Source organism: Pseudomonas khavaziana, assembly GCF_036704165.1.
Classification (GTDB): Bacteria; Pseudomonadota; Gammaproteobacteria; order Pseudomonadales; family Pseudomonadaceae; genus Aquipseudomonas; species Aquipseudomonas khavaziana.
In genome coordinates, this window is the sequence record NZ_CP129946.1 from 5,762,498 (window position 1) to 5,787,774 (window position 25,277).

Annotated in this window: 24 protein-coding genes; 5 read left to right on the plus strand and 19 right to left on the minus strand. The window is 58.5% G+C overall.

Annotation, left to right across the window (positions count from 1 at the left end):
* Positions 1 to 60: 60 nt before the first annotated feature.
* The 9 genes from QYQ93_RS25670 to QYQ93_RS25710 all read right to left on the minus strand — a co-directional run bounded on the left by QYQ93_RS25670 (position 61) and on the right by QYQ93_RS25710 (position 9,429).
* Positions 61 to 1,218, minus strand: coding sequence for a D-alanyl-D-alanine carboxypeptidase family protein (locus tag QYQ93_RS25670; protein ID WP_043047981.1), 1,158 nt, complete (start codon positions 1,216 to 1,218; stop codon positions 61 to 63).
* A 182-nt stretch (positions 1,219 to 1,400) separates the two neighbouring features.
* Positions 1,401 to 2,405 carry a septal ring lytic transglycosylase RlpA family protein gene (locus tag QYQ93_RS25675; protein WP_043047982.1) on the minus strand — a complete coding sequence of 335 codons (1,005 nt, stop codon included), beginning with the start codon at positions 2,403 to 2,405 and terminating at the stop codon, positions 1,401 to 1,403.
* Positions 2,405 to 3,415 (minus strand): lytic murein transglycosylase B, encoded by a 1,011-nt coding sequence (gene mltB / locus QYQ93_RS25680; RefSeq protein WP_043047984.1) that lies wholly within the window; start codon positions 3,413 to 3,415, stop codon positions 2,405 to 2,407. Before mltB ends, QYQ93_RS25675 begins: the two co-directional genes overlap by 1 nt.
* Positions 3,416 to 3,432: 17 nt before the next feature.
* Positions 3,433 to 4,536 carry a rod shape-determining protein RodA gene (gene rodA, locus QYQ93_RS25685; protein ID WP_043047986.1) on the minus strand — a complete coding sequence of 368 codons (1,104 nt, stop codon included), beginning with the start codon at positions 4,534 to 4,536 and terminating at the stop codon, positions 3,433 to 3,435.
* A gap of 31 nt (positions 4,537 to 4,567) precedes the next feature.
* Positions 4,568 to 6,466 carry a penicillin-binding protein 2 gene (mrdA, locus tag QYQ93_RS25690; RefSeq protein ID WP_043047988.1) on the minus strand — a complete coding sequence of 633 codons (1,899 nt, stop codon included), beginning with the start codon at positions 6,464 to 6,466 and terminating at the stop codon, positions 4,568 to 4,570.
* A gap of 15 nt (positions 6,467 to 6,481) precedes the next feature.
* Positions 6,482 to 6,949, minus strand: a complete 468-nt coding sequence (gene rlmH, locus QYQ93_RS25695; RefSeq protein ID WP_003176297.1) for a 23S rRNA (pseudouridine(1915)-N(3))-methyltransferase RlmH — start codon at positions 6,947 to 6,949, stop codon at positions 6,482 to 6,484.
* Positions 6,950 to 6,958: 9 nt separating this feature from the next.
* Positions 6,959 to 7,453, minus strand: a complete 495-nt coding sequence (gene rsfS, locus QYQ93_RS25700) for a ribosome silencing factor (protein ID WP_003176298.1) — start codon at positions 7,451 to 7,453, stop codon at positions 6,959 to 6,961.
* 66 nt (positions 7,454 to 7,519) lie between these two features.
* Positions 7,520 to 8,164, minus strand: a complete 645-nt coding sequence (gene nadD / locus QYQ93_RS25705) for a nicotinate-nucleotide adenylyltransferase (RefSeq protein WP_043047989.1) — start codon at positions 8,162 to 8,164, stop codon at positions 7,520 to 7,522.
* Positions 8,164 to 9,429 carry a glutamate-5-semialdehyde dehydrogenase gene (locus QYQ93_RS25710; protein WP_338475777.1) on the minus strand — a complete coding sequence of 422 codons (1,266 nt, stop codon included), beginning with the start codon at positions 9,427 to 9,429 and terminating at the stop codon, positions 8,164 to 8,166. The genes nadD and QYQ93_RS25710 overlap by 1 nt, the downstream gene beginning before the upstream one ends.
* Positions 9,430 to 9,603: 174 nt before the next feature.
* On the opposite strand from QYQ93_RS25710, the gene QYQ93_RS25715 reads away from it, so the two are divergent.
* Complete coding sequence (locus QYQ93_RS25715) at positions 9,604 to 10,287, plus strand: DNA-3-methyladenine glycosylase (RefSeq protein WP_043047991.1); 684 nt, start codon at positions 9,604 to 9,606, stop codon at positions 10,285 to 10,287.
* Positions 10,288 to 10,392: 105 nt separating this feature from the next.
* Positions 10,393 to 11,709, plus strand: a complete 1,317-nt coding sequence (locus QYQ93_RS25720; RefSeq protein WP_043047992.1) for a bifunctional DedA family/phosphatase PAP2 family protein — start codon at positions 10,393 to 10,395, stop codon at positions 11,707 to 11,709.
* On the opposite strand, the gene QYQ93_RS25725 is transcribed toward QYQ93_RS25720, so the two are convergent.
* From QYQ93_RS25725 to QYQ93_RS25740, 4 genes are all read right to left on the minus strand, one after another.
* Complete coding sequence (locus QYQ93_RS25725; RefSeq protein WP_043048047.1) at positions 11,703 to 11,918, minus strand: hypothetical protein; 216 nt, start codon at positions 11,916 to 11,918, stop codon at positions 11,703 to 11,705. The two genes, QYQ93_RS25720 and QYQ93_RS25725, sit on opposite strands and share 7 nt — an antisense overlap.
* Before the next feature lie 97 nt (positions 11,919 to 12,015).
* The gene (locus QYQ93_RS25730; protein ID WP_043047993.1) at positions 12,016 to 12,606 is read right to left on the minus strand and encodes an LON peptidase substrate-binding domain-containing protein; all 591 of its coding nucleotides are present in this window, start codon (positions 12,604 to 12,606) and stop codon (positions 12,016 to 12,018) included.
* A gap of 21 nt (positions 12,607 to 12,627) precedes the next feature.
* On the minus strand, positions 12,628 to 13,344 hold the full coding sequence (locus QYQ93_RS25735) for an LrgB family protein (protein ID WP_043047995.1): 717 nt from the start codon (positions 13,342 to 13,344) through the stop codon (positions 12,628 to 12,630).
* The gene (locus QYQ93_RS25740; RefSeq protein ID WP_338475778.1) at positions 13,341 to 13,694 is read right to left on the minus strand and encodes a CidA/LrgA family protein; all 354 of its coding nucleotides are present in this window, start codon (positions 13,692 to 13,694) and stop codon (positions 13,341 to 13,343) included. The genes QYQ93_RS25735 and QYQ93_RS25740 overlap by 4 nt, the downstream gene beginning before the upstream one ends.
* Before the next feature lie 185 nt (positions 13,695 to 13,879).
* On the opposite strand from QYQ93_RS25740, the gene QYQ93_RS25745 reads away from it, so the two are divergent.
* The 3 genes from QYQ93_RS25745 to QYQ93_RS25755 all read left to right on the plus strand — a co-directional run bounded on the left by QYQ93_RS25745 (position 13,880) and on the right by QYQ93_RS25755 (position 16,830).
* On the plus strand, positions 13,880 to 14,335 hold the full coding sequence (locus QYQ93_RS25745; protein WP_043047997.1) for a MaoC family dehydratase: 456 nt from the start codon (positions 13,880 to 13,882) through the stop codon (positions 14,333 to 14,335).
* A 105-nt stretch (positions 14,336 to 14,440) separates the two neighbouring features.
* Positions 14,441 to 16,159: a C13 family peptidase gene (locus QYQ93_RS25750; RefSeq protein ID WP_043047999.1), complete on the plus strand. Its 1,719-nt coding sequence runs from the start codon at positions 14,441 to 14,443 to the stop codon at positions 16,157 to 16,159.
* Positions 16,160 to 16,188: 29 nt separating this feature from the next.
* Entirely contained in the window at positions 16,189 to 16,830 is a 642-nt protein-coding gene (locus QYQ93_RS25755; RefSeq protein WP_043048000.1) for an oxidoreductase, read from the plus strand.
* A 134-nt stretch (positions 16,831 to 16,964) separates the two neighbouring features.
* Here QYQ93_RS25755 and QYQ93_RS25760 read toward each other — a convergent pair whose 3' ends face one another.
* The 6 genes from QYQ93_RS25760 to QYQ93_RS25785 form a co-directional block, all read right to left on the minus strand.
* Complete coding sequence (locus QYQ93_RS25760; protein ID WP_124402019.1) at positions 16,965 to 17,249, minus strand: YceK/YidQ family lipoprotein; 285 nt, start codon at positions 17,247 to 17,249, stop codon at positions 16,965 to 16,967.
* The gene (ubiX, locus tag QYQ93_RS25765) at positions 17,242 to 17,871 is read right to left on the minus strand and encodes a flavin prenyltransferase UbiX (RefSeq protein ID WP_043048003.1); all 630 of its coding nucleotides are present in this window, start codon (positions 17,869 to 17,871) and stop codon (positions 17,242 to 17,244) included. Before ubiX ends, QYQ93_RS25760 begins: the two co-directional genes overlap by 8 nt.
* The gene (gene mpl / locus QYQ93_RS25770; RefSeq protein WP_338475779.1) at positions 17,868 to 19,217 is read right to left on the minus strand and encodes a UDP-N-acetylmuramate:L-alanyl-gamma-D-glutamyl-meso-diaminopimelate ligase; all 1,350 of its coding nucleotides are present in this window, start codon (positions 19,215 to 19,217) and stop codon (positions 17,868 to 17,870) included. Before mpl ends, ubiX begins: the two co-directional genes overlap by 4 nt.
* 217 nt (positions 19,218 to 19,434) lie before the next feature.
* The gene (locus QYQ93_RS25775) at positions 19,435 to 20,418 is read right to left on the minus strand and encodes a hypothetical protein (protein WP_043048007.1); all 984 of its coding nucleotides are present in this window, start codon (positions 20,416 to 20,418) and stop codon (positions 19,435 to 19,437) included.
* A 221-nt stretch (positions 20,419 to 20,639) separates the two neighbouring features.
* Positions 20,640 to 23,879 carry a hypothetical protein gene (locus tag QYQ93_RS25780; protein WP_338475780.1) on the minus strand — a complete coding sequence of 1,080 codons (3,240 nt, stop codon included), beginning with the start codon at positions 23,877 to 23,879 and terminating at the stop codon, positions 20,640 to 20,642.
* Between the two features lie 321 nt (positions 23,880 to 24,200).
* On the minus strand, positions 24,201 to 25,169 hold the full coding sequence (locus tag QYQ93_RS25785; RefSeq protein ID WP_338475781.1) for a hypothetical protein: 969 nt from the start codon (positions 25,167 to 25,169) through the stop codon (positions 24,201 to 24,203).
* Positions 25,170 to 25,277 lie beyond the last annotated feature (108 nt).

Sequence of the window (25,277 nt, forward strand, 5' to 3'; positions counted from 1 at the left end):
GCCGTGGCGACGGGCAAAGCCCCGCGTCGGATCAACGCGGGGCCTTGCAGGTGCACACAATCAGTTGAACAAGCCGTAGAAGAATAGACGGATGCTATCCCATACGCGGCGGAAGATTCCACCTTCGTCGACCGCGTCCAGCGCGATCAGGTCGGCGCTGTGCACCACCTTGTCTTCTAGCTTGACTTCGACTTTACCGATCACGTCGCCCTTGGCGATTGGAGCAACCAATTGCGGGTTCAAGGTCATGCTGGCAGCAAGTTTTTTCAGCTGGCCCTTAGGCATGGTCAGGGTCAGGTCGTCGGCCAGGCCGGCCTTGACTTGGGAGGTCGTGCCCTTCCACACCGGCGCAGTCGCCAGCTCAGCACCCTTCTGGTAGAAGGTCTGGGTTTCGAAGAAGCGGAAGCCGTAGGTCAGCAGTTTCTGCGTCTCGGCCGCACGGGCCTGTTCGCTGTTGGTGCCGAATACCACGGCGATCAGACGCTGGCCATCACGTACGGCGGAAGACACCATGCAGTAGCCGGCTTCGTCGGTGTGGCCGGTTTTCAGGCCATCGACGGTCTTGTCGCGCCACAGCAACAGGTTGCGGTTAGGCTGCTTGATGTTGTTCCAGAAGAATTCCTTCTGGGAGTAGATCGCGTAGTGGACCGGGTCGACGCGGATGATCGCGCGGGCCAGGATCGCCATGTCGTGAGCCGACGAATAATGCTCAGGGTTCGGCAGGCCGGTCGGGTTCATGAAGTGGCTGTTGGTCATGCCCAGCTCGCCAGCCGTCTTGTTCATCATGTCGGCAAAGGCGTCTTCGCTGCCAGCGATGTGCTCGGCCAGGGCGACGCTGGCGTCGTTACCGGACTGGATGATGATGCCGTGCAGCAGGTCGCTTACGGTGACTTGCGAGCCAACCTTGATGAACATCCGCGAACCACCGGTACGCCAGGCGTTTTCGCTGACGGTGACCGGGTCGTTTTCGCCGATCTGGCCGCGACGGATTTCCAGGGTCGCGATATAGGCCGTCATCAGCTTGGTCAGGCTGGCGGGCGGCAGGCGCACGTCACCGCCGCTCTCGACCAGCACGTTGCCACTGGCGGCATCCATGAGGACCCAGGACTTGGCGGCCAGTTGCGGGGAGGCCGGCACCATTTCAACCGCCCAGGCGGCCGGGGTGATGATCAGCGAGATAAGCAGGCACGTGCGTTTGGCTAAGGTGGTGATGTTCATCCGTCTCTCGAAATTGCTTATGGAAACTTGCCCTCGCGGGCAAAACTATTCAGACAGCCCGCTTCCAGACTGTCACGTGTTCGGTTGCCCGCTCACCCCTTGCCCCTGGGTTTTTATTATTCACGAGCCAACAACCTGGGCCCCTGCGCGCAAGCGCGCCTGAGCCATCAATCCATTACTGCTTATTCTGCGGTGACCACGCTGGGTTGCCCCAGGTTAGCCAGGCGTACGCTGTTCTGCACTTGGGCTACCTCGCTCGGCGAGCCGATCGGGCCCATGCGTACACGGTGCAAGGTTTGCTGGTTACGCACGATGGAGCTGATGAAGACTGGGGCGCTGACCATGCCGCTGAGCTTGGACCTTAACAGTTCTGCCGCATCCGGGTTGGCGAAAGCGCCGACCTGCAGGTACTGCCCGCCCACGGTAGAAGCGCCCGGCGCTGCATGGGGTACCACCACCGTATCCGGGGCATGCTGCGCCGGCGGTGGCGTCCACTGCTCGATCTTGCCGGTCGATGCCGTCACTTGCGGTTGCGGGGTCTGCGGCTCGTTGAGCATCAATGGCGCCGGTTTGCCGCGCTGAGCCCAGTATTGGGCCGGGTCGATACCTTCGACTTTAACCCGTGCGGTGCCGGTTTCGGCATAACCGAGCTTTTTGGCGGCAGCGTAGGACAAGTCGATGATCCGGTCCGAATAGAACGGCCCACGGTCATTGACGCGCAGGATCACCGTGCGGTTGTTGTCCAGGTTGGTCACGCGCACATAGCTGGGCAGCGGCAGGGTCTTGTGGGCCGCGCTCATGCCATACAGGTCATACACTTCGCCATTGGCGGTGTTCTGGCCATGGAACTTGGTGCCGTACCAGGACGCGGTACCCGATTGCACGTAGGTCTTGGATTCCTGCAGCGGGAAGTAATTCTTGCCGAGCACGGTATAGGGGTTGGCTTTGTACGGCCCGGTGTGCAGGGTCGGCGTGGCATCCGGGATCTTCGACACATCCACATCCCACCACGGCGCGCCGTCTTTGTGCGCGCGGTTGATGTCCAGGCCCGGCTGGGCGCGGACCACCGCACCGCCGGCCTTCTTGGCAGGCGCCCGGTTAGGACTGGTGGAGCAACTGGCGACCAGCAGGCACAACGCGGTGAACGCCACCAGCTTGAGCGGTTTTTTGAACGGCGATACCCGCATTACTTGTTGCCCCGTGCTTTGACCAGCTCGTCTGACAGCTGATGCACGGCCATGGCGTACATCACACTGCGGTTATAACGCGTGATTGCGTAGAAATTCTTCAGGCCCATCCAGTATTCCGGGCCGTTTGCGCCTTCCAGGCGGAATGCCGTCACCGGCATGTCATCGCGTGGCGCATTCTGACTCGACCAGCCCAGCGCTCGCAACTCCCCGACGGTCTTGACCGGCTCGATACCCTGGGTCAGGCCTTCGTCGGCACGCTCACCGCTGACATCGGCGCGAATCACTACCGGCTCACCGGCTACCCAGCCGTGGCGCTTGAAGTAGCTGGCGACGCTGCCAATGGCATCGTCGGGGTTGCTCCAGATATTGATATGCCCGTCGCCGTCGAAATCCACGGCATAGGCACGAAAACTGCTGGGCATGAACTGCGGCAGGCCCATCGCCCCGGCGTAGGAGCCCTTGAGGGTCAGCGGGTCGACCTGCTCTTCGCGGGCCAGCAGCAGGAATTCACGCAGTTCCTTGCGGAAGAACTCGGCGCGGGGCGGGTAATCGAAACCCAGGGTCGATAAGGCGTCGATCACGCGGTAACTGCCGGTATTGCGCCCGTAGAAGGTTTCGATGCCGATGATCGAGACGATGACCTGGGCCGGTACGCCGTATTCCTGCTCAGCGCGGGCCAGCACCGCCTCATGCTGGCGCCAGAAGTCGACACCACGGGCTACGCGGGCGTCGGTGAGGAACATCGGGCGATATTCCTTCCACTGCTTCACACGTTCGGCGGGACGGGAAATAGCGTCGAGAATCGCCTGTTTCTTCTGGGCTTCGCGGAACACGCCCATCAGTTGCTCACCGGCAAAACCGTAGTCGCGGGTCAACTCACCGACAAATTCGGCAACCTGGGGTGAACCATCGTAGTCACCGGCCTGCGCCTCTTGCGTTGCGCCCAGGAGCCCAATCAGGCCCACACAGGTCGCATGCCGAGTCGCCCAGCCGCGCATTACTTGCATTGACATCTTCACCTTATTCAAACCTGTGCGATCCATTTGCGATGCGTATGAATCGACATCAAAACCCCAAACGCTGACATCAATGTCACCAGCGAAGTTCCGCCGTAGCTAATGAATGGCAACGGCACCCCAACTACCGGTAACAGGCCACTGACCATACCGATGTTGACGAAAACGTAAACAAAAAAAGTCATGGTCAAGCTGCCGGCGAGCAATTTGCCGAACAACGTTTGTGCCTGGGCAGTGATCACCAGGCCACGACCAATCAACAGCAAATAGATCAGCAACAAGGCGCAAATGCCCACCAGGCCGAACTCTTCGCCCATCACCGCAATGATGAAGTCGGTGTGGCTCTCGGGCAAGAAGTCCAGGTGGGACTGGGTGCCCAGTAACCAACCCTTACCAAATACTCCACCGGAACCGATGGCCGCCTTGGACTGGATGATGTTCCAGCCGGTACCCAGCGGGTCGCTTTCCGGGTCGAGGAAGGTCAGGATCCGTTGTTTCTGGTAGTCGTGCATAAAGAAGAACCACATGGCCACGGCCACGGGGATAGCGGCGGCCAGCACACTGAGGATCCAGCGCCAGCGCAAGCCGCCCATGAACAGTACGAATGCGCCGCCGGCAAGAATCAGCAACGAAGTGCCGAGGTCCGGCTGGCGCACGATAAGAATGAAGGGCACGCCGATCAGGATCAGGCTGATGCCCACGTGCTTGAGTTGTGGCGGCAAGGTGCGCTTGGACAGGTACCAGGCAATGGTGGCCGGCATCAGGATCTTCATGAATTCCGACGGCTGGAAGCGGATCACCCCCGGTATGTTGATCCAGCGTGTCGCGCCCATGGCGTTGTGGCCCATGACATCCACCACCACCAACAGCAACACGCCGGCGACATAACCCAGCGGCACCCAGCGCGCCATGAAGCGCGGCTCCAGCTGGGCGATCACCACCATCGACAACAGGCCCAGGCCGAACGAGGACGCTTGCTTGATCAGCAGGTCCCAATTCTTGCCGCTGGCCGAATACAACACGAACAGGCTACCGGCCGCCAGGGTCAGCAGCAGGATCAGCAGCGGCCCGTCAATGTGCATGCGTTGCAGCAACGTCGCACGGCGACGCATTACGTCCTCGCTGGAGAGGATGCGGTCAAAATTACTCTTCACGGGCCGTAACCTCGGGGCTTGATGGGGGGCCGCCATACTCGGGCTTGAGCTTGCCATCGTCGGCCAACAGCCAGGCATCCATGATCTGGCGCACCACAGGCGCCGCGACGCCGGAGCCGGACTCACCGTTCTCGACCATCACCGCCACCACGATTTTCGGGGCCTCGGCCGGTGCGAACCCGACGAACAAGGCGTGGTCGCGGTGACGCTCCTGAACCTTGGAACGGTCATATTTCTCGCCCTGCTTGATCGCGACCACCTGGGCCGTACCACTCTTGCCGGCAATGCGATATTGCGCGCCGGCTGCCGCCTTGCGTGCAGTGCCACGGGCGCCGTGCATAACCTGCTGCATGCCATGGTTGACCTTGGCCCAGTCAGACGGGTCGCGCAGCACGATGTCGGGGATCGGGTTTTCATCCACTGGCTTTTCGCCTTCGATGGTCTTGGCCAGGTGCGGACGGTTCCAGATACCCTTGTTCGCCACCAATGCCGTGGCCTGGGCCAGTTGCAGCGGCGTGGCCTGCATATAGCCCTGGCCGATGCCGAGGATAAGGGTTTCGCCCGGGAACCACGCCTGGCGGCGGGTCGCACGCTTCCATTCCCGCGACGGCATCAGGCCGGGGGATTCTTCGAACATGTCCAGGGAGACTTTCTGACCGAGGCCGAACTTGCCCATGTAGTCAGACAGGCGATCAATCCCCAGTTTATGGGCCAGGTCGTAGAAATAGGTGTCGTTGGAGCGCATGATCGCGGTGTCCAGGTCGACATAGCCGTCACCGGAGCGATTCCAGTTACGGTATTTGTGGTCGTAGTTGGGGAGCATGTAGTAGCCGGGGTCATAGACGCGGCTGGAGGCCGTGACCACGCCGGAATCCAGGCCGGCAATCGCCACCGCCGGCTTGATCGTCGAACCTGGCGGATACAGGCCGCGCAGCACCCGGTTGAACAGCGGCCGGTCGATGGAATCGCGCAGCTCGGCATAGGCCTTGAAGCTGATCCCGGTGACGAACAGGTTAGGGTCGAAACTCGGCTGGCTGACCATCGCCAGCACTTCGCCGGTCTTCGGGTCCAGGGCCACGACCGCACCACGCCGGCCACCCAGGGCCATCTCGGCAGCTTCCTGCAGCTTGATGTCCAAGCTCAGCACGATGTCCTTGCCGGGTATCGGGTCGGTGCGCTTGAGCACGCGCAATACTCGACCGCGGGCATTGGTCTCGACTTCTTCGTAACCCACCTGGCCATGCAGTTCAGGCTCGTAGAAACGCTCGATGCCGGTCTTGCCGATATGATGGGTGCCGCTGTAATTGACCGGATCGAGGGTTTTCAGCTCTTTCTCGTTGATCCGCCCCATGTAGCCGACCGAGTGGGCAAAGTGCGCCCCTTGCGGATAGTGGCGCACCAACTGCGCAACCACCTCCACCCCTGGCAAGCGGAACTGGTTCACCGCAATGCGGGCAATCTGCTCTTCGGTCAGCTCGAACAGGATCGGCACCGGCTCGAACGGCCGGCGCCCCTGCTTCATGCGCTTCTCGAAAATCACCCGGTCTTCCGGCGTCAGTTGCAGCACCTCGACAATTACATCGAGCGCCTGCTGCCAGTCACCGGAACGCTCGCGGGTCATGCTCAGGCTGAAGCTTGGGCGGTTATCCGCGACCACCACGCCATTGCGGTCGAAGATCAGCCCACGGGTCGGCGGAATCGGCTGCACATGCACCCGATTGTTTTCCGACAGTGTGGAGTGATAGTCGTACTGGATCACCTGGAGGAAATACAGCCGCGCAATCAGCACACCCATCAACGCCACCACCAGGATGGCACCGAACACGACCCGCGCGCGTACCAGACGTGCGTCTTTCTCGTGGTCCTTGATGCGGATCGGCTGGGTCATCGGGGGCGGCGCAGACTATTTGTGATAAGGGTGCCCGGACAGGACTGTCCAGGCGCGATACAGCTGTTCACCGATCAGAATCCTTACCAACGGGTGCGGCAACGTCAGGGCCGACAGCGACCATCGCTGATCAGCGCGGGCGCAGACTTCCGGCGCCAGCCCTTCCGGGCCACCCACCATGAAATTGACCGTGCGCGAGTCCAGGCGCCAGCGGTCCAACTCCACCGCCAACTGCTCGGTACTCCAAGGCTTGCCGTGCACCTCGAGGGTGACGATGCGCTCGTTGGGGCCGACCTTGGCCAGCATGGCTTCGCCTTCCTGACGGATAAAGCGCGCCACGTCGGCATTCTTGCCCCGGGTATTGAGCGGTATTTCCACCAGCTCAAGCGACAGCTCGGCGGGCAGACGCTTGGCATACTCATGCCAGCCTTCTTCCACCCACTTGGGCATGCGTGAACCGACAGCGATCAGACGCAGGCGCACAGCCGTTCCTTATTCCTGGTCTTTGTTGAGCTTGTCGAAGTGCGCGTGACCCACTTCAGGGCTGTGGTGCTTGCCATCGGCGGCACGGCTCTGCTCGGCGCCTTTCCACAGACGCTCCAGGTCGTAGAACTGGCGGGCGTTGGAGGTCATCATGTGAACGATCACGTCGTCCATGTCCAGCAGCACCCAGTCGCTGTCGCCCTTGCCTTCTTCACCCAGTGGCTTGACGCCCTGGGCTTTGACGGCTTCGCGAACCTTGTCCAGCATCGCGCCGATCTGGCGGTTGGAAGTACCAGTAGCGATGATCATGAAGTCGGTGATGCTTTGCTTGTCGCGTACGTCGAGCACCTGGATATCCTGGGCTTTAACGTCTTCCAGGGCGGCCACGGCAACTTTTACCAACTCTTCGCCAGCCAGTTCCGGGCCAACGTGGGCTTCAACCGGCAGCGGCGCGCTTTTGAAGGTGCCTTTGCGCTTAACTTTGCTTACGTCTTTGTTCGTCATATAAAACTCGTTTTGCTCGTATGTTCGGGCGCTTGCTGCACGACTCGTGCGTTCAAGCGCGCCTTTTCAGTTCGACGCACGGTAAAGCCCGTGCGCATCGATGTAGGCCAGGACCGCGTCAGGCACCAGGAAACGTACCGACTTCCCGCTGGCCAGCAGTTGACGGATCTGGGTGGCGGACACCGCAAGCGGGGTCTGCCAGACGAATGCAATATTCCCGTTCGGCCCGGTCAGGGCCAAGGGGTCACTTACCGACCGCGCAGCCAGCAGGTTGCGCAAGGCATCCGGCGGTTCGCTGTCGGCATCCGGGCGTTGCAGAACCAGGATGTGGCAATGCTGGAGGAGTTCCTCCCAGCGGTGCCAAGAGGGCAGGCCGCAAAATGCGTCCCAGCCCAAAAGCAGAAACAACTGGTCATCCGCGGCCAACTCGGCGCGCATCAATTCCAGGGTGTCGACAGTGTAGGACGGTTTATCGCGCTTGAGTTCGCGATCGTCCACCACCAGCGGCGCTATACCCTCTACCGCAAGGCGTACCATTTCCAGGCGCTGTTGCGCCGACACTTGCGGCGTATCACGATGCGGCGGCCGGAAATTGGGCAGCAGCCGCACCTCGTCCAGCGCAAGGGCATCCGCGACTTCCAGGGCACTGCGCAGGTGGCCGATGTGCACGGGGTCGAAAGTACCACCGAGCAGCCCGATGCGTTTAGCCATCAAGTGCGCACATGACCGTCGCCGAACACCACGTACTTCTCGCTGGTCAGCCCTTCGAGTCCCACTGGGCCGCGGGCGTGGAGCTTATCGGTGGAGATACCGATTTCCGCCCCCAGGCCATACTCGAAACCGTCGGCAAATCGCGTCGAGGCATTGACCATCACCGAAGCGGAATCCACTTCGTTGAGGAAACGCCGGGCATCGCTGAAGTGTTCGGAAACGATAGCGTCGGTGTGCTTGGAGCCGTACTTGTTGATGTGTTCGATGGCCTGGTCCAGGTCATCGACGATACGGATCGACAGGATCGGCGCCGTGTACTCGGTGTACCAGTCCTGTTCGGTCGCCTCGATCACGTCCGCGCCGAGCAACGCCCGGGTAGGCTCGCAACCGCGCAGCTCCACACCCTTGTCACGGTAGATGGCAGCCAACGGCGGCAGCACGCGCTCGGCAATGCCGGCGTGCACCAGCAGGGTTTCCATGGTGTTGCACGGAGCGTAGCGGTGGGTCTTGGCGTTGTCGGCGATGCGGATCGCCTTGTCGAGGTCGGCGGCGATGTCGATATAGACGTGGCACACACCGTCCAGATGCTTGATCACCGGCACCTTGGCATCGCGGCTGACGCGCTCGATCAGGCTCTTGCCACCCCGGGGAACGATCACGTCGACGAATTCCGGCATGGTGATCAGCGCACCAACGGCGGCGCGGTCGGTGGTTTCCACCACTTGCACCACTTCGGCCGGCAACTCGGCCGCGGCCAGTCCCTGCTGGATGCAGGCGGCGATGGCGCGGTTGGAATGGATGGCCTCGGAACCGCCACGCAGGATGGTAGCGTTGCCGGACTTGAGGCACAGGCTCGCGGCGTCGATGGTCACGTTCGGACGCGACTCATAGATGATGCCGATCACGCCCAGGGGCACGCGCATCTTGCCGACCTGGATACCGGATGGCAGGTAGCGCATATCGCGGATTTCACCGATGGGGTCAGGCAGCTTGGCCACCTGACGCAGGCCTTCGATCATGTCGTCGATACGTGCCGGGGTCAGCGCCAGGCGATCCAGCAGGGCCGGTTCCAGGCCATTGGCACGGCCGCTGGCCAGGTCCAGCTCGTTGGCGGCGGCCAACTCGGAGCGCGAGGCATCCAGAGCATCGGCAGCCGCCAGCAGCGCACGGTTCTTCTGCGCAGTGCTCGCACGGGCGATCAACCGCGAAGCCTGACGGGCAGCGCGACCCAGGCGGGTCATGTAGTCAAGAACGGACTCAGTCATGGTCAGGGAGTCTTGGCAAAGAGGAAAGCGGCAGATTATAGCTGTGACGCAGCACGACTGACAGCGGTGAGGGGCGGATGGTCGAAATGAACTGTAAAAACCTGCGGTTCAGGCGTAATTAAGCTGGGAGTTGTTATTATTCCGTCACATTTAGCCGTAATAACCCTGAACGCCATGTCCGGTTCTACCCCTCTGCTCCCCGCCAGCGCCCTGCCCGACTGCTTCTTCGACCGCGATGCGCAACTGCTTGCGCGGGAATTACTCGGCAAAGTCATTCGCCATCGCGTCGGTGATAGCTGGCTTTCGGCGCGAATTATTGAAACCGAAGCCTATTACGTGGCCGAAAAAGGCAGCCACGCCTCCCTTGGTTACACAGAAAAGCGTAAGGCTTTGTTTCTGGACGGTGGGCATATCTATATGTACTACGCCCGCGGCGGCGATTCATTGAACTTCAGCGCCCATGGCCCGGGCAATGCCGTATTGATCAAATCGGCCTACCCATGGGTCGATGAAATCTCCGGCCCGGCCAGCCTGGCCCAGATGCTTCTGAACAACCCGAACGCCGATGGCAGCCCTCGCCCCACGCAAAAACTCTGTGCCGGCCAAACCCTGCTATGCAAGGCGCTGGGCCTGAAGGTGCCGATGTGGGACGCCAAGCGCTTTGACCAGGAGCTGCTGTATGTCGAGGACGTTGGCCAAGTGCCTACGCAGATTATCCAGACCACGCGGCTGGGTATCCCCAGCGGGCGCGATGAACACTTGATGTACCGCTTCGTAGATGCCGGCTATGCGCCATATTGCACGCGGAACCCGCTACGCCGGGGGCAGGTCGAAGGCCGCGACTATTTCTTGATTTGAACAGGTGGACCCACGCAACACATCCAATGTGGGAGGGGGCTTGCTCCCTCCCAGAGTTGATCATCAGCGTTTCAGCATATGCATTACAAAGATGGAGTGGATTGTATGGGCCAATGGCTCGATAGCATTACCGGCTGGCTGACCCTGAACCCGCAATGGCTAGCTGCGGCGGTATTTATCGTCGCGTGCGTGGAATGCCTGGCCATCGCCGGACTGATAGTGCCGGGCACGGTATTGCTGTTCGCGATTGCCGCGCTGGCCGGCAGCGGCGCGCTGTCCCTAAGTGAAACGCTTTTGCTGGGCTTTCTCGGCGGCTTATTGGGCGATGGAGTTTCCTACTACCTCGGCCGGCATTTCCATCAGAACATCCGGCGCCTGCCTGGTCTTCGTCACCATCCTGAGTGGATGAATGGCGCGGAAACCTACTTTCACAAATACGGTATCGCCAGCCTATTGGTCGGACGGTTCATCGGTCCACTGCGCCCCATGCTGCCAATGGTCGCCGGCATGTGCGACATGCCCTTCCCGCGCTTCGCTGCCGTGAGCATCATTGCCGCAGCGGGCTGGTCGGTGGCTTACCTGATGCCGGGCTGGGCCGCCGGCGCCGCGTTCCGCCTGCCGCTGCCTGAGGGTTTCTGGCCGGAGGCGGCAGTTATCACGGCCTGCCTGGCGGTCCTGCTGGGGCTGAGCTTGAACAGCAGCTGGCGCGGCCATCGTCGCGCCACCTTGTGGATCGGTTGCGCCAGCCTGGTCTTGCTGATTGCGCTGTTTATCGGCTACCCCCACCTCAACGACTTCGACCAAGGCCTGAGCGCATTGGTGCAGGAGCATCGCAGCCCTTGGCTGGACGAGGTCATGGTGCGTGTCACCCAACTGGGTGAGTTCAAGAAAATGTTTGTCGCCAGCGCGGTGTTCACCGGCTTGCTGCTCCTGGCACGGCAATGGCGCCACGCTCTGTTTGTCGGCGCCACACTCGCCGGCGCGGCCGTGATCAATACCGGCACCAAGCTGTTTTTCGCCCGTGGCCGCCCGGAAATCCTCACCGACCCGTTGACCAGTTTCAGCATGCCCAGCGGCCATGCCTCCGGTGCCTTTGCATTCTTCCTGGCGCTTGCGGTGCTGGCCGGCCGTGGCCAACCCACACGTCTACGCCTGACCTGGATGTTGCTGGGTTGTATTCCCGCGGCCTTCATTGCCCTGTCGCGGGTTTACCTGGGCGCCCATTGGCCCACGGATATCCTGGCCGGCACGTTGCTGGCGATGACCGTATGCGCGTTCAGCCTCACCGTCAGCGAACACCGCAGCCCATTGCCTGCGATGGCGCAAAAAGCCTGGTGGCTGGTGTTGCCCGCCGTGGTGGCCGTGCTCGGTATTATCGCCTTTACCGGCACGCCCCACGCACTGCTCAGGTATGCCTATTGACCCTTGGCCGGGCCGATCCAGTCCACCGAAGCGCTACGGCGCTCAACACAACGTTCGCGCCGCTCCAGTAGCATCTCATCGGCAATTTCGGCGGCGCGCTCGGCGATGTACTCCGGGCCCCGCTTTGCATCCTGCTGGAGCAATTGCGTGGTCACGCTGACAAAATACGCGTCCCAAGCAACCTGCTCCGATGGTGTCAGACGAATCATGGTCATCCCCGATCAATTAGTGTGATCGGAAAATATTGCAGGCGGCGCAGCTGAGATGGCCGAGTAAACTCTGAAAGCTCCGTCAGACAAATCTGAATCAGGTGAACAGCTCGCCCTGCAGCTCATCCAGCAACATTTGGATCGCATCCAGGCGTTGCTGCGGGTCGTCGAGTTGCAGCAGGTCGACTTTGTCGGCCTCGGTGAACGGCAATAGATAAGCGAGCTGATTGCCCAGGGCTTGCTGGCCGTCGGCGTGAGTGCCCATGTCCAGCGAGGCAACCATCGGGTGCTCGGCCAGGGCCTGGAGCAGCGCGAGCAAGTCGGCGTCCTCCTCTTCAAGCGGCCGGTCCGGCAGCTCTTCCAACCATTGCACGTCGGCCACCAGTAGTTGGTCTTTCTGCACGCCGGCATCACGCACACGGAAGCGCCGCCCGCCTTCGACACGAATCCCCAGCAGGCCGTTGTCCTGTTGTTTGAAGTCGCGAATCAGCGCTTCACAGCCAATCAACGCGTAGCCCTCCGGCGCCATGCCGACTTCCTTGCCGTCGAGGATGCACACCACGCCGAAGCTTTCGCCCTTTTTCATGCAGCGGCTGATCATGTCCAGGTAACGCGCCTCGAACAGTTGCAAATCGAGGGTGCAACCAGGGAACAGCACAGTGTTGAGCGGGAACAGCGCCAGACTCATAAAGGTTTCCTTAAACCTGGATTAAACAATTACCGATACCGCCAGCGGCAGGAACACTGCCGTGGCCACGCCCATCAGGCTCATCGCCAACGCCGCGAAGGCGCCACACTCTTCGCTTTCCTGCAGGGCCACCGAGGTGCCGACCGCGTGGGCAGTCATGCCCAGCGCCATGCCGCGCGCTTCGGGGCTGTGTACGCCCAGGCGCGTCAGGTACGCCGGGCCGATCATCGCGCCGACCACCCCGGTGATCAGCACAAACACCGCCGCCAAGGCCGCCACGCCACCAATCTGCTCGGCGACCAGCATGGCGATCGGCGACGTCACCGACTTGGGCGCCATGGTCATCAGCACCATATGTTCGGCCCCGAACCACCACCCCAGCCACACACATAAACCAGTGGCCAATACCCCACCTATCACCAGCGTAGTAAAAATCGGCCAGAACAATTGGCGAATCCTTCGCAGATTGAGATAAAGCGGCACCGCCAGGGCCACCGTTGCAGGGCCGAGGAGGATGCCCATGATCTCGGTGCTCTTGCGATATTCGGCATAGCTCAGGCCACAGAAGAGCAGCACGCCGATCACCAGCAGCATCGACACCAGCACCGGCTGCAGGAAGATCCAACGGGTTTTCTCGAAACCTGCCAGCACCAGTTGATAGGCGCCCAGGGTGATGCCGATACCGAACAATGGATGGTGAATGACGGCCGTCCAGGCACCGTGCCAGTCGAAAATCACTGCCCCCGCTCCTTGCGCTTGACCATCTGCTGCATCAACACACCGATAAATCCCATGGCGATCACCAGCGACAATACCAACGCACCGACGATGGCCCAGAAGTCGGCGGCGATGTCCTTGGCGTACACCATCACGCCCACGGCCGGCGGCACCAACAGCAGCGGCAGATAACGCAACAGACTGCTGGCCGCCAGGCTCAGGGGCTCGCCGACTTCACCGCGCCAGATCAGGAAACCCAGCATCAGCAACAGGCCCACAATCGGCCCCGGCAGCACCGGCAACAGTAAATGATTGATCGCCGTGCCGATCAATTGGAACAGCACCAGCCAGGTCAGGCCACGTAACAGCATTCGCTTTCTCCCCTTCAAAGCTCGCCCGCATTATAAGCATGCCCACTCTATGCCCAGGCATTCGCCAAAAGCATGGTGGGTTGACCGGGCGGGGTGCCCATGATGATCTACATTGGTTCTCTGTAACCCATAAAAATGCCCCCATTCTCGGGCGGATAAAAAACGATGAACCCAGGAGAGACGCAATGCCCTATGTACCTGTAGCGCAGCTCAAAGATTATGTCGGCAAGGAACTGGGACGTTCCGAATGGCTCACCATCGACCAGGCGCGTATCAACCTGTTCGCAGAAGCCACCGGCGATCATCAGTTCATCCACGTCGACCCGGTCAAGGCCGCCGAGACCCCATTCGGCAGTACCATCGCCCATGGTTTCCTGTCGCTGTCGCTGATGCCCAAGCTGATGGAAGACATCCTGATCATGCCCGAAGGCTTGAAGATGGCAGTGAACTACGGCCTGGACAGCGTGCGTTTCATCCAGCCGGTCAAGGTTGATTCCAAGGTGCGCCTGAACGTCACCCTCACTGATGTTACCGAGAAAAAACCGGGCCAATGGCTGTTCAAGGCCACCGCCACCCTGGAAATCGAAGGCCAGGAGAAGCCCGCCTACATTGCCGAGTCGTTGTCGCTCTGCTTCGTATAAGGCCCGGACTGTGGTGAGGCGATAAACCTTGCCACAGTGTATGTAAATTTATGTATGAATCCTGCGGCTGCGGCATACTCGGCGCTCAATTATCCGGATCCCGCTATGCGCCCACTCGCTCCCCTCGCCCTTGCCCTGTTGCTCACCGCTTGCGGAGATGGCGAATCGCTGTTGCCGCCCGATGCGCGCCTGCCCGATGGCGGCCGTTACCGGGGCGACGTGGTCAACGGCCTGCTGCAAGGCCAGGGCCGTGTGGACTACCCCAACGGCAGTTGGTACGCCGGCCAGTTCGACAAAGGCCAGTGGCACGGCCAGGGCGAATGGCACGGCAGTAACGGCGAAATCTATAAAGGCGAGTTCCAGCAGGGTCTGTTTGACGGCCAGGGCAGCCTGACCACCGCGGGCAGCAGTTACGTCGGCGGTTTCAAAAAGGGTCGACGCAACGGCGAAGGCACCCTCAAAGAGGGGCAGATGACCTATCGCGGTGAATTCAAGGACGACCAGTACGCAGGACTCGGCCGCCTCGAGCTGGCCGATGGCAGCCAATACCAGGGCCAATTCGCCCACGGCAAGCCCAATGGCGAAGGCCAACGCAATGACGACAGCGGCAATCAGTTCAGCGGCCGCTTCGTCGATGGCCAACTGGAAGGCAATGGCACCTTCAATAGCGCAGAGGGCGATATTTATGTCGGCCAATTCAAGCAGAACCAGCTCAACGGCAAAGGCCGCTACGAAAACGCTGACGGCGACGTGTGGATCGGCCAGTTCAAGGAAGGTGCCCTCAGCGGCCAGGGTGAATTGATCGGGGTGGATGGCAGCCACTATGTCGGCCAGTTCAGCGATTGGCGCTTTACTGGCGAAGGCCGCCTGAACCTCACCGATGGCAGTTTCTACATCGGCGGCTTCGACAGCGACAACTACCAGGGCCGCGGCACCCTCGTCCTCACCGACGGCACCGTACAGGCCGGCACCTGGGTCAATGGCCTGCGCGTACGCGATGCCGACGGCAAACTGCTGCCCGACCCACTGGAAACCGGTGTACTGGCCCAAGGCCGCTTGCTCGATGACGCCCTGGCCGCCGTGCCGCCGTCGACCCCTGCCGTCGAGCTGTACACCTTGGCATTGGCAGGCGACGGCAAGCAAAGCGTGTTCCTGCGCGAAGCCGATTACGTCAGCAACATGCTCGCCACCCGCTTCGGCGCGCGCGGGCAGGTGCGCCTGGTCAACCACCGCGATCATATAGCCGACCGCCCGCTGGCCACCCGCGAAAGCCTGCGACGCGCCGTGCAAACCCTGGCTGAACGTACCGGGCCGGAAGACCTGGTGTTCATCTACATGACCAGCCATGGCACCCACGAACATGAACTGGTGCTCGATCAACCGCGCATGGAACTGGCCGACCTGCCCGCCGATGAGCTGGCCGCGGTGCTCGCACCGCTGAAAAACCGCGACAAGATTATCGTGATCTCAGCATGCTATTCCGGAGGCTTCATACCGGCACTCAAGGATGAACGCACCCTGATCATGACCGCATCCCGTGCAGACCGCGTGTCGTTTGGCTGCTCGGAAGAAGCGGACTTCACCTACTTCGGTGATGCCCTTTTCGCACAAGCTTTTAACCAGACGGATGATTTGCAACACGCCTTCAAACTGGCACAACTGCACGTGGCCGAACGCGAACAGGCGGACAACTTCGAAGCCTCCGAACCGCAGATCTGGGCCCCCAAAGGCGTGATCGCCCGCTGGCAATTATTACGCAAACAGCAGGCACGAAAGGCGCTCGAAAGCGTCTCAATGAATAGCAAGGAAGCCAAAGGCAACTAAGCTGTAACGTGTAACAAGGGGGAAACACCATGTACCTGACACCTCAGCACATCTTGCTGGCCGGGGCCTCCGGGCTGACTGGCGAGCACCTGCTCGACCGCCTGCTCAACGAACCTACCGTAACCCGCGTACTGGCACCGAGTCGCAAGCCGCTGGCTGAGCACCCGCACCTGGAAAACCCCGTAGGCGACCCCGCCGTATTCCTGCCGCAACTGAGCGGCCAGGTGGATATCGCCTTCTGCTGCCTGGGCACTACCATCAAGCAGGCGGGCTCCGAAGCGGCCTTCCGCAGCGTTGACCTGGATCTGGTCGTGGCCTTCGCCAAGCGTGCACGGGAACTGGGCGCGCGGCACCTGATCGTGATCAGCGCTATTGGCGCCGACCCGAAATCCTCGATCTTCTACAACCGGGTCAAGGGCGAAATGGAGCAAGCCTTGAAGGCCCAGGACTGGCCGCAACTGACCATCGTGCGACCTTCGCTGCTGCTGGGAGAACGCCTGGAACCACGCCTGGCCGAGCAACTGGCCGGGCCGTTGTCGCGTTTGATTCCAGGCAAATATCACGGCATCGAAGTCTGCGAACTGGCCCGCGCCATGTGGCGCCTGGCGCTGGAAGAGCAGGATGGGGTGCGGGTGGTCGAGTCGGATGAGCTGCGCAAGCTCGGCAAGTAAATATAAACACAAAACCAATGTGGGAGGGGGCTTGCCCCCGATTACGGTATGTCAGTCACCAAATAGTTGACTGGACTACCGCTATCGGGAGCAAGCCCCCTCCCACATTTTTTGTGTGGCTGGCGGGATTTGCGTTACAGCCCACCCGTGGCGTTGAAGCCAACGCCCAGCACCGTCAACACCGACAAGGGCAACAACAGCGTGTCGAGCAACGCACTGGCCGGCAGGTCGACGTGGGGATAGCGCGGCGCCTCGGCGCCAAAGCGGTCCTTGGCGCAACAGCCGCCATTGATCGCATACAAATCCAGGCGCGTGCCTGCATACACCACCGGCGCGCCAGGTTGCGCGGCGTCCAGAGTGCGCGCCGTGGCGCAGCCCATCAGCTGCAGCGCCAGCAATAGCAATAGCGTTTTATTCATCGCCGCCCAAATGGTGCTCGCCCCAGCGCGGCAGCATGTCCTGGGGGATGTTCAGCAGGTTGAGGATGCGTGCCACCACGAAGTCCACCAGGTCATCGATGGTCTGCGGCTGGTGATAGAAGCCCGGCGACGCCGGCAAAATGGTCACGCCCATGTTCGACAACTTGAGCATGTGTTCCAGGTGGATGCTTGAATACGGCGCTTCGCGGGGCACCAGGATCAATTGGCGGCGCTCCTTCAAGGTCACGTCCGCTGCCCGTTCGATCAGGTTGTTGCAAGCCCCCGTGGCAATTGCCGACAGGGTGCCGGTGGAACACGGCACCACCACCATCGCCGCAGGCGCACCGGAACCGGAAGCCACGGGCGACATCCAGTCTTCCTTGCCGTAGACCTTGATCTGCCCCGCCGCTGCGCCGGTGTACTCGGTGAGGAATGCCTGCATCGTCTGCACCTTGGCTGGCAGTGCGACATCGGTCTCGGTAGCCATTACCAACTGCGCCGCCTTGGAGATCAAGAAGTGCACCTCCCGGTCCTCGCGCACCAGGCAATCCAGCAAGCGCAGGCCATAGGGCGCGCCGGACGCGCCGGTCATCGCCAGGGTCACGCGTTCCGGGCCGCTCATTTCAGCGCCTCGGCCAATTTGCCATGCAGGCCGCCGAAGCCGCCATTGCTCATGATCACCACATGGGTGCCCGGCTTGGCCTGTTGCTTGACGTGCGCAATGATGGCTTCCAGAGAATCACACACTGTCGACGGTACGGTGCACAGCGCGGCAATCGCCGGCAGGTCCCAGCCAAGGTTGGCCGGTGCGTACCACACCACCTGGTCGGCATCGTTGACGCTTTCCGGCAGGCCATCGCGGTGAGCGCCGAGCTTCATTGAGTTGGAACGGGGCTCAACGATCGCAATGATCTGGGCGTTGCCGACGCGCTTGCGCAGGCCATCCAGGGTGGTGGCAATCGCGGTTGGGTGATGGGCAAAGTCGTCGTAGATGGTAATCCCATTCACGTCCGCTACTTTCTCCATGCGGCGCTTCACGCTTTTGAATGCGCTCAATGCCGCAATGCCCATGGCGGGCACTACGCCCACATGCCGAGCGGCGGCCAGGGTGACCAAGGCGTTGGCCACATTATGCTGGCCGGTCATGCCCCAATCGACGATGCCCTGGGCTTCGCCTTCGAACAGCACTTCAAAGCGCGAACCGTCTTCGCTGAGCAACCTGGCCTGCCATTGCCCGCCTGCACCGGTGGTCTGTACCGGGGTCCAGCAGCCCATGTCGATCACACGCTGCAAGGCCGGCTCGGTGGTTGGATGGATAACCAGGCCTTCACTCGGGATAGTACGCACCAAGTGATGGAACTGCCGTTCAATGGCCGGCAGGTCGGGAAAGATATCGGCGTGATCGAACTCGAGGTTATTCAGGATCGCTGTGCGCGGGCGGTAATGCACGAACTTGGAGCGCTTATCAAAAAAGGCGCTGTCGTATTCGTCCGCCTCAATCACGAAAAACGGCGTATCGCCCAGCCGCGCCGAGACTGAAAAATTCTGCGGCACACCGCCGATCAGGAAACCCGGGCTCATGCCCGCATGCTCCAACACCCAGGCCAGCATGCTGCTGGTGGTGGTCTTGCCATGGGTGCCGGCCACTGCAAGTACCCAGCGGCCCTGCAACACATGGTCCGCCAGCCACTGAGGCCCTGAGACATAAGGCAAGCCCTTGTTCAGTACATACTCGACCGCCGGGTTGCCGCGAGACATGGCATTGCCGATCACCACCAGGTCCGGGACCGGGTCGAACTGCGCCGGGTCGTAGCCCTGGGTCAGCTCAATCCCCTGTGCCTCGAGTTGCGTGCTCATGGGTGGGTAAACGTTGGCGTCGGAACCGGTGACGTGATGGCCAAGCTCCTTGGCCAGAACCGCCATCGAGCCCATGAAAGTGCCGCAAATACCGAGAATATGAATATGCATAGTCGACCTCGTAAAACATCGAGGCAGGTTAGCGTAACGTGAGAAAAGTCGCACTCTTTAGCTTTGGCTTCGGCTATGCCGGGCTTGCCAGGGAAGTGCCAGTCTCTCGAGCTTGCTGGATATAAAGCGCCGTTAGATCCGGCAATCACTATTTACATAGATCTGCTAAATAAAACGACGCTTTCTGTGCTACCACGGCACGCCGCGTTTCACCGCGTCAAGACGCCCCCAGACGAACCTCTATTTTTGAGCTCATCTGCTCGAACAGGTCGGTTATCACAGCGAGCCTGGAGTTGAGCGCCAATGCGCGGCTTTCGATGTCATTCTTTGGCGCTCCTGTGTCAGCAAACGACACATCAATACCCAGCGCCTTGGCATCGGACGCTAGACTCGTCTCTAAGAAATTGATCATTTTCTCCAAGACATCCATGCGCTCCTCATTGCTCTTTAATACCCACGTAAGTTCGTCAGGAGCGGGATGTACACGTCCCTTTGTATCACTCCAGGTATTAGCTACGGTAGACACGTGTTTTTGTATCGTTTCGAGAATGCGCGTCTCCTTTAAATCCTCCTTTGTGACACCGTCAGCAGACGGAGGGTCAATAAGCGGTTTGAGAAATGCGTTAACGGTACCCGCACTAACAAGCCCCAACGCAGAAAACGGTGCTGCAATAACTGCGGTTCGCACTAACGCACTATTTCTGGGGGGATCAGCTTTTTTGACCGCTTTCGTCAGTGAGTCAGAGGCTTCCTCAAGACGCTTTGAAGAAAAAGGTTCAACATTCTTGCCGTCCACTCGACCCGCCGTAGGCTGAGCAAATAGCTTATCGCGGGCTCGCTGATCTTTTTGAGCTTGCCACGCCTTCCTATGCGCTTCCTGGTATTGAGTCAGGTCCGGAGCAGCAGGGGTATCAGGCGCACCCAGGGTATCGACATTGGGCGCCTCCCCAAGCGGTCGTTGACCACCGCCCGGCATTTGCCCGTCGAAAGCGGCCACTTTTTTATCAATAAAGTCCTGGTCGAACTGTTTATGAACCCTGCTCGGCCCCGCCCCTGAGCTCCCCACGGACGGGATATCGAGTTTCGGGCTTTTAATTTTCGGGGGAGAAGGAGTTTCGATAGATTTGAAAAAACCTCCACTTAGAAAATTACCAATCTTTGAGAATACTACCGGCCGCGCCAATACATTTAAATATGTCATAATGCTCTACCTAATGATTATTTACATTAGAAAGATATCCATTCCTCCCATCACATATGTAGCAAAAGACCCGGAGATAGTTCCTCCTGGACAAATACAAAACCTTACCCGCCAACAGCCTGCTAAAAACATAACATACAGGTGCACATGCACACTTCGCCTGCCAAGCCGATAAAGAAGCACATACCAAATCATTTTACGACGCGTACTTTTAAGCACCCTCACACCAACGAGGGGATAGCCCGTTCGTATATGTTGTCATTTGAATTATTGGACGCCTTAGTAGAGATCATGTCCAGTAAACCAAATTGCGCCAACTGAGGACCGAAAGGCGTTTTTGTCACGGTATCGAATGCATACCACGCCCCCTTCTGGAACATGGCGACCACGGGCACGCTCACACCATCTGGCGCCGTTTTATAGGCACCCTTGACAATTTCGCCATCCTTATAAGCCTTTGACACATCATAAGCCCTATAATTACCTTTTAGTCGAGGCAGTATCTCATCTGCATGTTTATACAGCTTCCTAGCGTCCTTACCTAAAGCGACAATCCCACGCTTAATATTTTTCGGCAGTTCAATGATATCGGTAACCCCCACGGAAGCACCGAGACCAGCGAAAAAAGAACGTGCAAGGACTTTACCTGTTGATTTGCCGAGCTTCAAAGCCCTGTTCGCAGCGCTGGCTCCGGGAAGTAGAAACCCCAAAATATCGAACCCAATATTAAAAACCGCTCCTGCAACATTACCGTTAATTGCATCCCGAATACCGTCATAAAATGGAACAAGCGAAAGGAGAAATTCATTTATACTTTGATTCCGCCGAGTATTTTCCTCAATTCTCGTTGCCCCAAAGTAATATGTTTTCAGATAATCATGATTTTTAGTAAAAAAATCACCAACCACAGTAGCTAACGAACCGTTTCGTTCAGAAAAATAGGGGCCTACTCCTTGACCTGTTACGCTAGGGGAGTCACGCTCCTTATTGGTGACACCATACTCGGTAACAACATTACAGGTGCCTGAAACGCGGTTCTTGGAACCCTTGGAAAAATAATTACTATCGTCAAAATCCGAATATTCTGACGGCGCTCCCTGCTCCTTGACTATTTTTCCTAGGCCCGGGAAATAACTATAATAGTCGACCTTACCATCAGGCCCCTCCACCTTCATAAGTACACCTTGCCCCCCCTCTAATTCTTTGAGTTCATGTGGGGTCGGCGTGCGTGGTTGGCGCCCTGGGTAAAGGGACAAATTATTTACTTCTTCTGTTCCCAAAAAAGGACGTGAGACTGTAAGGAATGTTACATCCGATTGCTTTATGCGCTCTTGCTCCGCTAGAGGCATTAGGGAAAGATGATACTTGAAGGCAACAGACTCGGCCGCCGATTGAGTCCTTGTATAGTCGTCGAAGATGTTAGAGAATTTCTCGTTAATATTTTCATGAAGCTCGGAAAAGCGGAGTTTCATTTGCTCCCAAGGTAATTCTTTCTCATCTATCGGCCTCCACATATCTGGTTCAAATGGCTCTGTCATGTAGACATCAAGTGGCGACACAATATAGCTGCCATCCATAATGCCACGCAGCGTTGTCTTTGTCGGATCAATATCCGGAAACACTCTCTTAAACTCCGCCAACGCCACCCCCTCTCGCGTTGGTGGAGGTTTCAGTAACTCACTACGCGCCCAATCCAGTTGATCCCCCTGTTGTTTTGCCACGGTCAACGAGCGCTCAATATCCTCACCCGTAAAGTGGCCGTCACGATTGACTTTGATCTCCTGATTACCGAGGCCATAGGCAATAACCGCATCGACCGATATTAGGCTTAACTCTTCCTTACTCAGGATATTAAGCTGCGCCTCCGCATAGTCCAATATTTGACTGGGCGTCATGTTCGCCGATGCGCCGGCAGCGTTATCATCTACCAGTGCAACCGCGATCATGAAATCCTTAAAACCATGAGCCCCATGAACGAGTCCGGTATCGATAAGGAGTTCAGGAGCGACGGCTGATAACAATAGCTGCGCCGCAAGAGGGGCTGCCTTCACGTCCACTTTGGTTTCAAGGTGCGCCGTGAAACGCTTGACGATTTCAGCAGCGGAAACACCTACATTTTCACTTTTATATAAGTTGTAACCCGCCAAGTTGAAGCGTGACTTTCCTGGATTAGGATCAAGCTCGCGTATGAGTGCCGCAGTCACCGCCTCAATTGCACTAGTCGGCGACTCTGCTAAGCCGATTTCTTTCTGTATGGCTTTACCCAACGCCTGTGCTTCGGGCGACCGAATGAGCTGGTCCATTGCTACCGCGGGGTTGTCCGCGATCATGTTCTGTGTAGACGCCGGAAGCGCGCTGATCAGTATATTTATCAAACTACCTGCACCAGCCTGAGGGCCAGGAGTTGGGCTTGCCCGTTCAGACATCCACTGATCTACCACGTTTTTGATCTTGTCTAATTTATCAACGTTCAGCAGCCCAACTATATGCCTCACCCCTCCAGCGTCAGGCCCGGGCATTCGATGGGCAAGGTCAAAAGAGAGTGAATCAGCCAGGCTATGCGCCTGCAAAAGACTGTCAGGTAGCTGATGTCCATGCTTTTCGAGCATTTGCGCCACACTGATGTCACGAAGCTGTTCGGTTAGAAATAAACTTGAACGCTGGTCAATCGGAACCCTGGCGTTATTCAGATCGACTTTTCCTTCGGCGTCCCCCACCAGGGACCTCAGCGCCGCAAGAAGTGCATGATGGTTAGCGTCATCACCCAGCGCCTTGCCCTGCTCCTTTAGCGCCTCTATAGAACGTTGGGGCGCATGCCCCACAGGTGCAAATTCAAATGCTGAGCCTGCTTTCAATTTTTCAATGTGCGAAGCGGCTTGTGAAGGAGTGAGGTCGATAGGCGCTGCGTAAAAACGCCCAACCGTGTGCAACGGCACCTTACCTTCCGGCCAGGGATAACTGAACGCCTGGCCGCGTGCTGGAGCGATCACCCTGGCAATCGACAAGAGCAATCGAGAAACGTCCGACCATCCCGAATCGTCCTTTAGTGAAAAGGTTTGCATCTTGCCATTTACACTCCCAGTCAATTCCCCGAGGAAGGGATCCAGTTTAAGACTCTTGATATCAAGACCCTGGGTGTTCGCCCACTGTAAAAATCCAGGGCTTTTAAAAGCACTGTCCAGTTGGGTACGCCAACGCCCGAGTGTGGACTGCGCAGGCACTTGAACATCAGGACGTAACATTGACGTCTCGTAGGAGTGCGTCGCTAATGCTGACGCGTAAGTCTTCGCCAACTGAGCGTCATAAGCTGTACGGCTTTCAGGAGTGTCCGGGATTTGCGTATGGCTGTTGCTATGAGCAGCTGCACTATCGTTGCTCACCTTGGTGTCAGTCACCGAAGGTTCGTTCATTACATTATTTGAAAGGGTTTTCGTTGCATTAACATCTCCAAAGATTGTCATATCTTATACTCTCGCACGCATTAAATGCTGGACTCTTCGTACACTGAGTGGTGAAAAAACACGAAGCACTCTCAAAAAAAAACAAAAAGCTTTATCCAGATAATTCATTGAAAACTAAACCAGACATAAGTGGTAATGACCAAGTTTCATAAAACGCACCATAGCAACGTGCATCTCGAGTCTGTCAACGACGTTCGATCTAGTGCTTGTGCGTGTCGCACAGGTGCGTCTATGCCGAGGAGTTTGGGGTAGGAAAATGGCATCATTTCAGACTAATAAAAAAAGCCCACCATTCGATGGGCTTCGCTGTCATGACCGACCTTAGACAGTGCCCGCAGCAATCTTCGATTTCAGCGAGCCCATTAAGGCTGTAAGGGTTGCCATACGGGCCTCCATGGCGATTGCACGGGGCTTGATATCATCTTCTTCAGCCCCCGTGAAAGCGGGCTGGAACGAAATATTGTGCTTGTGTGCTTCTTTAGCGAACTCGCCCTCGGCAAAGTCAAGCATGGCTCCAAGCGCATCCAGACGTGTGTCGTTATCCAGCATCAGCCATTTCACCGATATAGGAACAGGCTCCTCATTACGCAGTTCGCCCAAGGTATTGACGATCTTAAATACGCTGCTTTGAATATGGTCGACGATCCGGCCCTCCTCTACACTTTGTACGGTGGCAGTGGCGGGTGGAGGATTGATAACTGGCTTGAGCGCTTCGTTAGCAGTTCCAGCAATAAACAATCCCATCGTACTAAAGGGCGCGCTGATTGCTGTGGTGATGGCAGCGGTCTTGAGGAGCGTCTTGTTCGTGGGCGGAAGCGCTGTTTCTTTGGCTTTCACCAGTTCATCGGCATTCTTCTCAAGCTTGGCCGCAGAAAAGGGCTCTACCTCCTGCCCATCGACTCGTCCTGCTGTGGGCTGGTCAAACAACTTGTCGCGGGCTTGCGCATCTTTGCGGGCTTGCCATTCTTTTTGCTGTCTGGCCCTGTATTCAGCCATCGCTGGCGATTGATGAACGTTGCCCTGGCCAGCCTCCCCCGGTAGCCGAGCGCCGCTCGTATGCCCTGGCCCGTCGAAGCCTGCGACTTTGGAGTCAATGAACGCTTGATCCAGCGTTTGGTCGGGGCTCCCTGACCGGCTGCCCGCAGGTGTCTCGCCAACTTTCGGAGCTTCTAAAGTCCGAGTCGGGATGGGACTAATGCCTCGCGAACCACCTGCAATGCTTTCTAAAAGCCCGCCAATTTTTGAATGCTTTGTACGCAGGTGCGTGTGTGCCGACATTGAAAGAATCATAATGAGTTACCTGATGATTAATAATTATTAGAAAGCCATCCATTACCTTCACTTAATAAGTGAGAAAAACACCAAGAACAGTTCCAGTTCTTCACCACTAAAAATATC

Excerpts from the sequence above, each read along its gene's own strand:
- QYQ93_RS25670 (WP_043047981.1), bottom strand. The coding sequence starts at position 1,218 with ATGAACATCACCACCTTAGCCAAACGCACGTGCCTGCTTATCTCGCTG.
- QYQ93_RS25675 (WP_043047982.1), bottom strand. The coding sequence starts at position 2,405 with ATGCGGGTATCGCCGTTCAAAAAACCGCTCAAGCTGGTGGCGTTCACC.
- mltB (WP_043047984.1), bottom strand. The coding sequence starts at position 3,415 with ATGCAAGTAATGCGCGGCTGGGCGACTCGGCATGCGACCTGTGTGGGC.
- rodA (WP_043047986.1), bottom strand. The coding sequence starts at position 4,536 with ATGCGTCGCCGTGCGACGTTGCTGCAACGCATGCACATTGACGGGCCG.
- mrdA (WP_043047988.1), bottom strand. The coding sequence starts at position 6,466 with ATGACCCAGCCGATCCGCATCAAGGACCACGAGAAAGACGCACGTCTG.
- rsfS (WP_003176298.1), bottom strand. The coding sequence starts at position 7,453 with ATGACGAACAAAGACGTAAGCAAAGTTAAGCGCAAAGGCACCTTCAAA.
- nadD (WP_043047989.1), bottom strand. The coding sequence starts at position 8,164 with ATGGCTAAACGCATCGGGCTGCTCGGTGGTACTTTCGACCCCGTGCAC.
- QYQ93_RS25710 (WP_338475777.1), bottom strand. The coding sequence starts at position 9,429 with ATGACTGAGTCCGTTCTTGACTACATGACCCGCCTGGGTCGCGCTGCC.
- QYQ93_RS25715 (WP_043047991.1), top strand. The coding sequence starts at position 9,604 with ATGTCCGGTTCTACCCCTCTGCTCCCCGCCAGCGCCCTGCCCGACTGC.
- QYQ93_RS25720 (WP_043047992.1), top strand. The coding sequence starts at position 10,393 with ATGGGCCAATGGCTCGATAGCATTACCGGCTGGCTGACCCTGAACCCG.
- QYQ93_RS25725 (WP_043048047.1), bottom strand. The coding sequence starts at position 11,918 with ATGATTCGTCTGACACCATCGGAGCAGGTTGCTTGGGACGCGTATTTT.
- QYQ93_RS25730 (WP_043047993.1), bottom strand. The coding sequence starts at position 12,606 with ATGAGTCTGGCGCTGTTCCCGCTCAACACTGTGCTGTTCCCTGGTTGC.
- QYQ93_RS25740 (WP_338475778.1), bottom strand. The coding sequence starts at position 13,694 with ATGCTGTTACGTGGCCTGACCTGGCTGGTGCTGTTCCAATTGATCGGC.
- QYQ93_RS25745 (WP_043047997.1), top strand. The coding sequence starts at position 13,880 with ATGCCCTATGTACCTGTAGCGCAGCTCAAAGATTATGTCGGCAAGGAA.
- QYQ93_RS25750 (WP_043047999.1), top strand. The coding sequence starts at position 14,441 with ATGCGCCCACTCGCTCCCCTCGCCCTTGCCCTGTTGCTCACCGCTTGC.
- QYQ93_RS25755 (WP_043048000.1), top strand. The coding sequence starts at position 16,189 with ATGTACCTGACACCTCAGCACATCTTGCTGGCCGGGGCCTCCGGGCTG.
- QYQ93_RS25760 (WP_124402019.1), bottom strand. The coding sequence starts at position 17,249 with ATGAATAAAACGCTATTGCTATTGCTGGCGCTGCAGCTGATGGGCTGC.
- ubiX (WP_043048003.1), bottom strand. The coding sequence starts at position 17,871 with ATGAGCGGCCCGGAACGCGTGACCCTGGCGATGACCGGCGCGTCCGGC.
- mpl (WP_338475779.1), bottom strand. The coding sequence starts at position 19,217 with ATGCATATTCATATTCTCGGTATTTGCGGCACTTTCATGGGCTCGATG.
- QYQ93_RS25775 (WP_043048007.1), bottom strand. The coding sequence starts at position 20,418 with ATGACATATTTAAATGTATTGGCGCGGCCGGTAGTATTCTCAAAGATT.
- QYQ93_RS25780 (WP_338475780.1), bottom strand. The coding sequence starts at position 23,879 with ATGACAATCTTTGGAGATGTTAATGCAACGAAAACCCTTTCAAATAAT.
- QYQ93_RS25785 (WP_338475781.1), bottom strand. The coding sequence starts at position 25,169 with ATGATTCTTTCAATGTCGGCACACACGCACCTGCGTACAAAGCATTCA.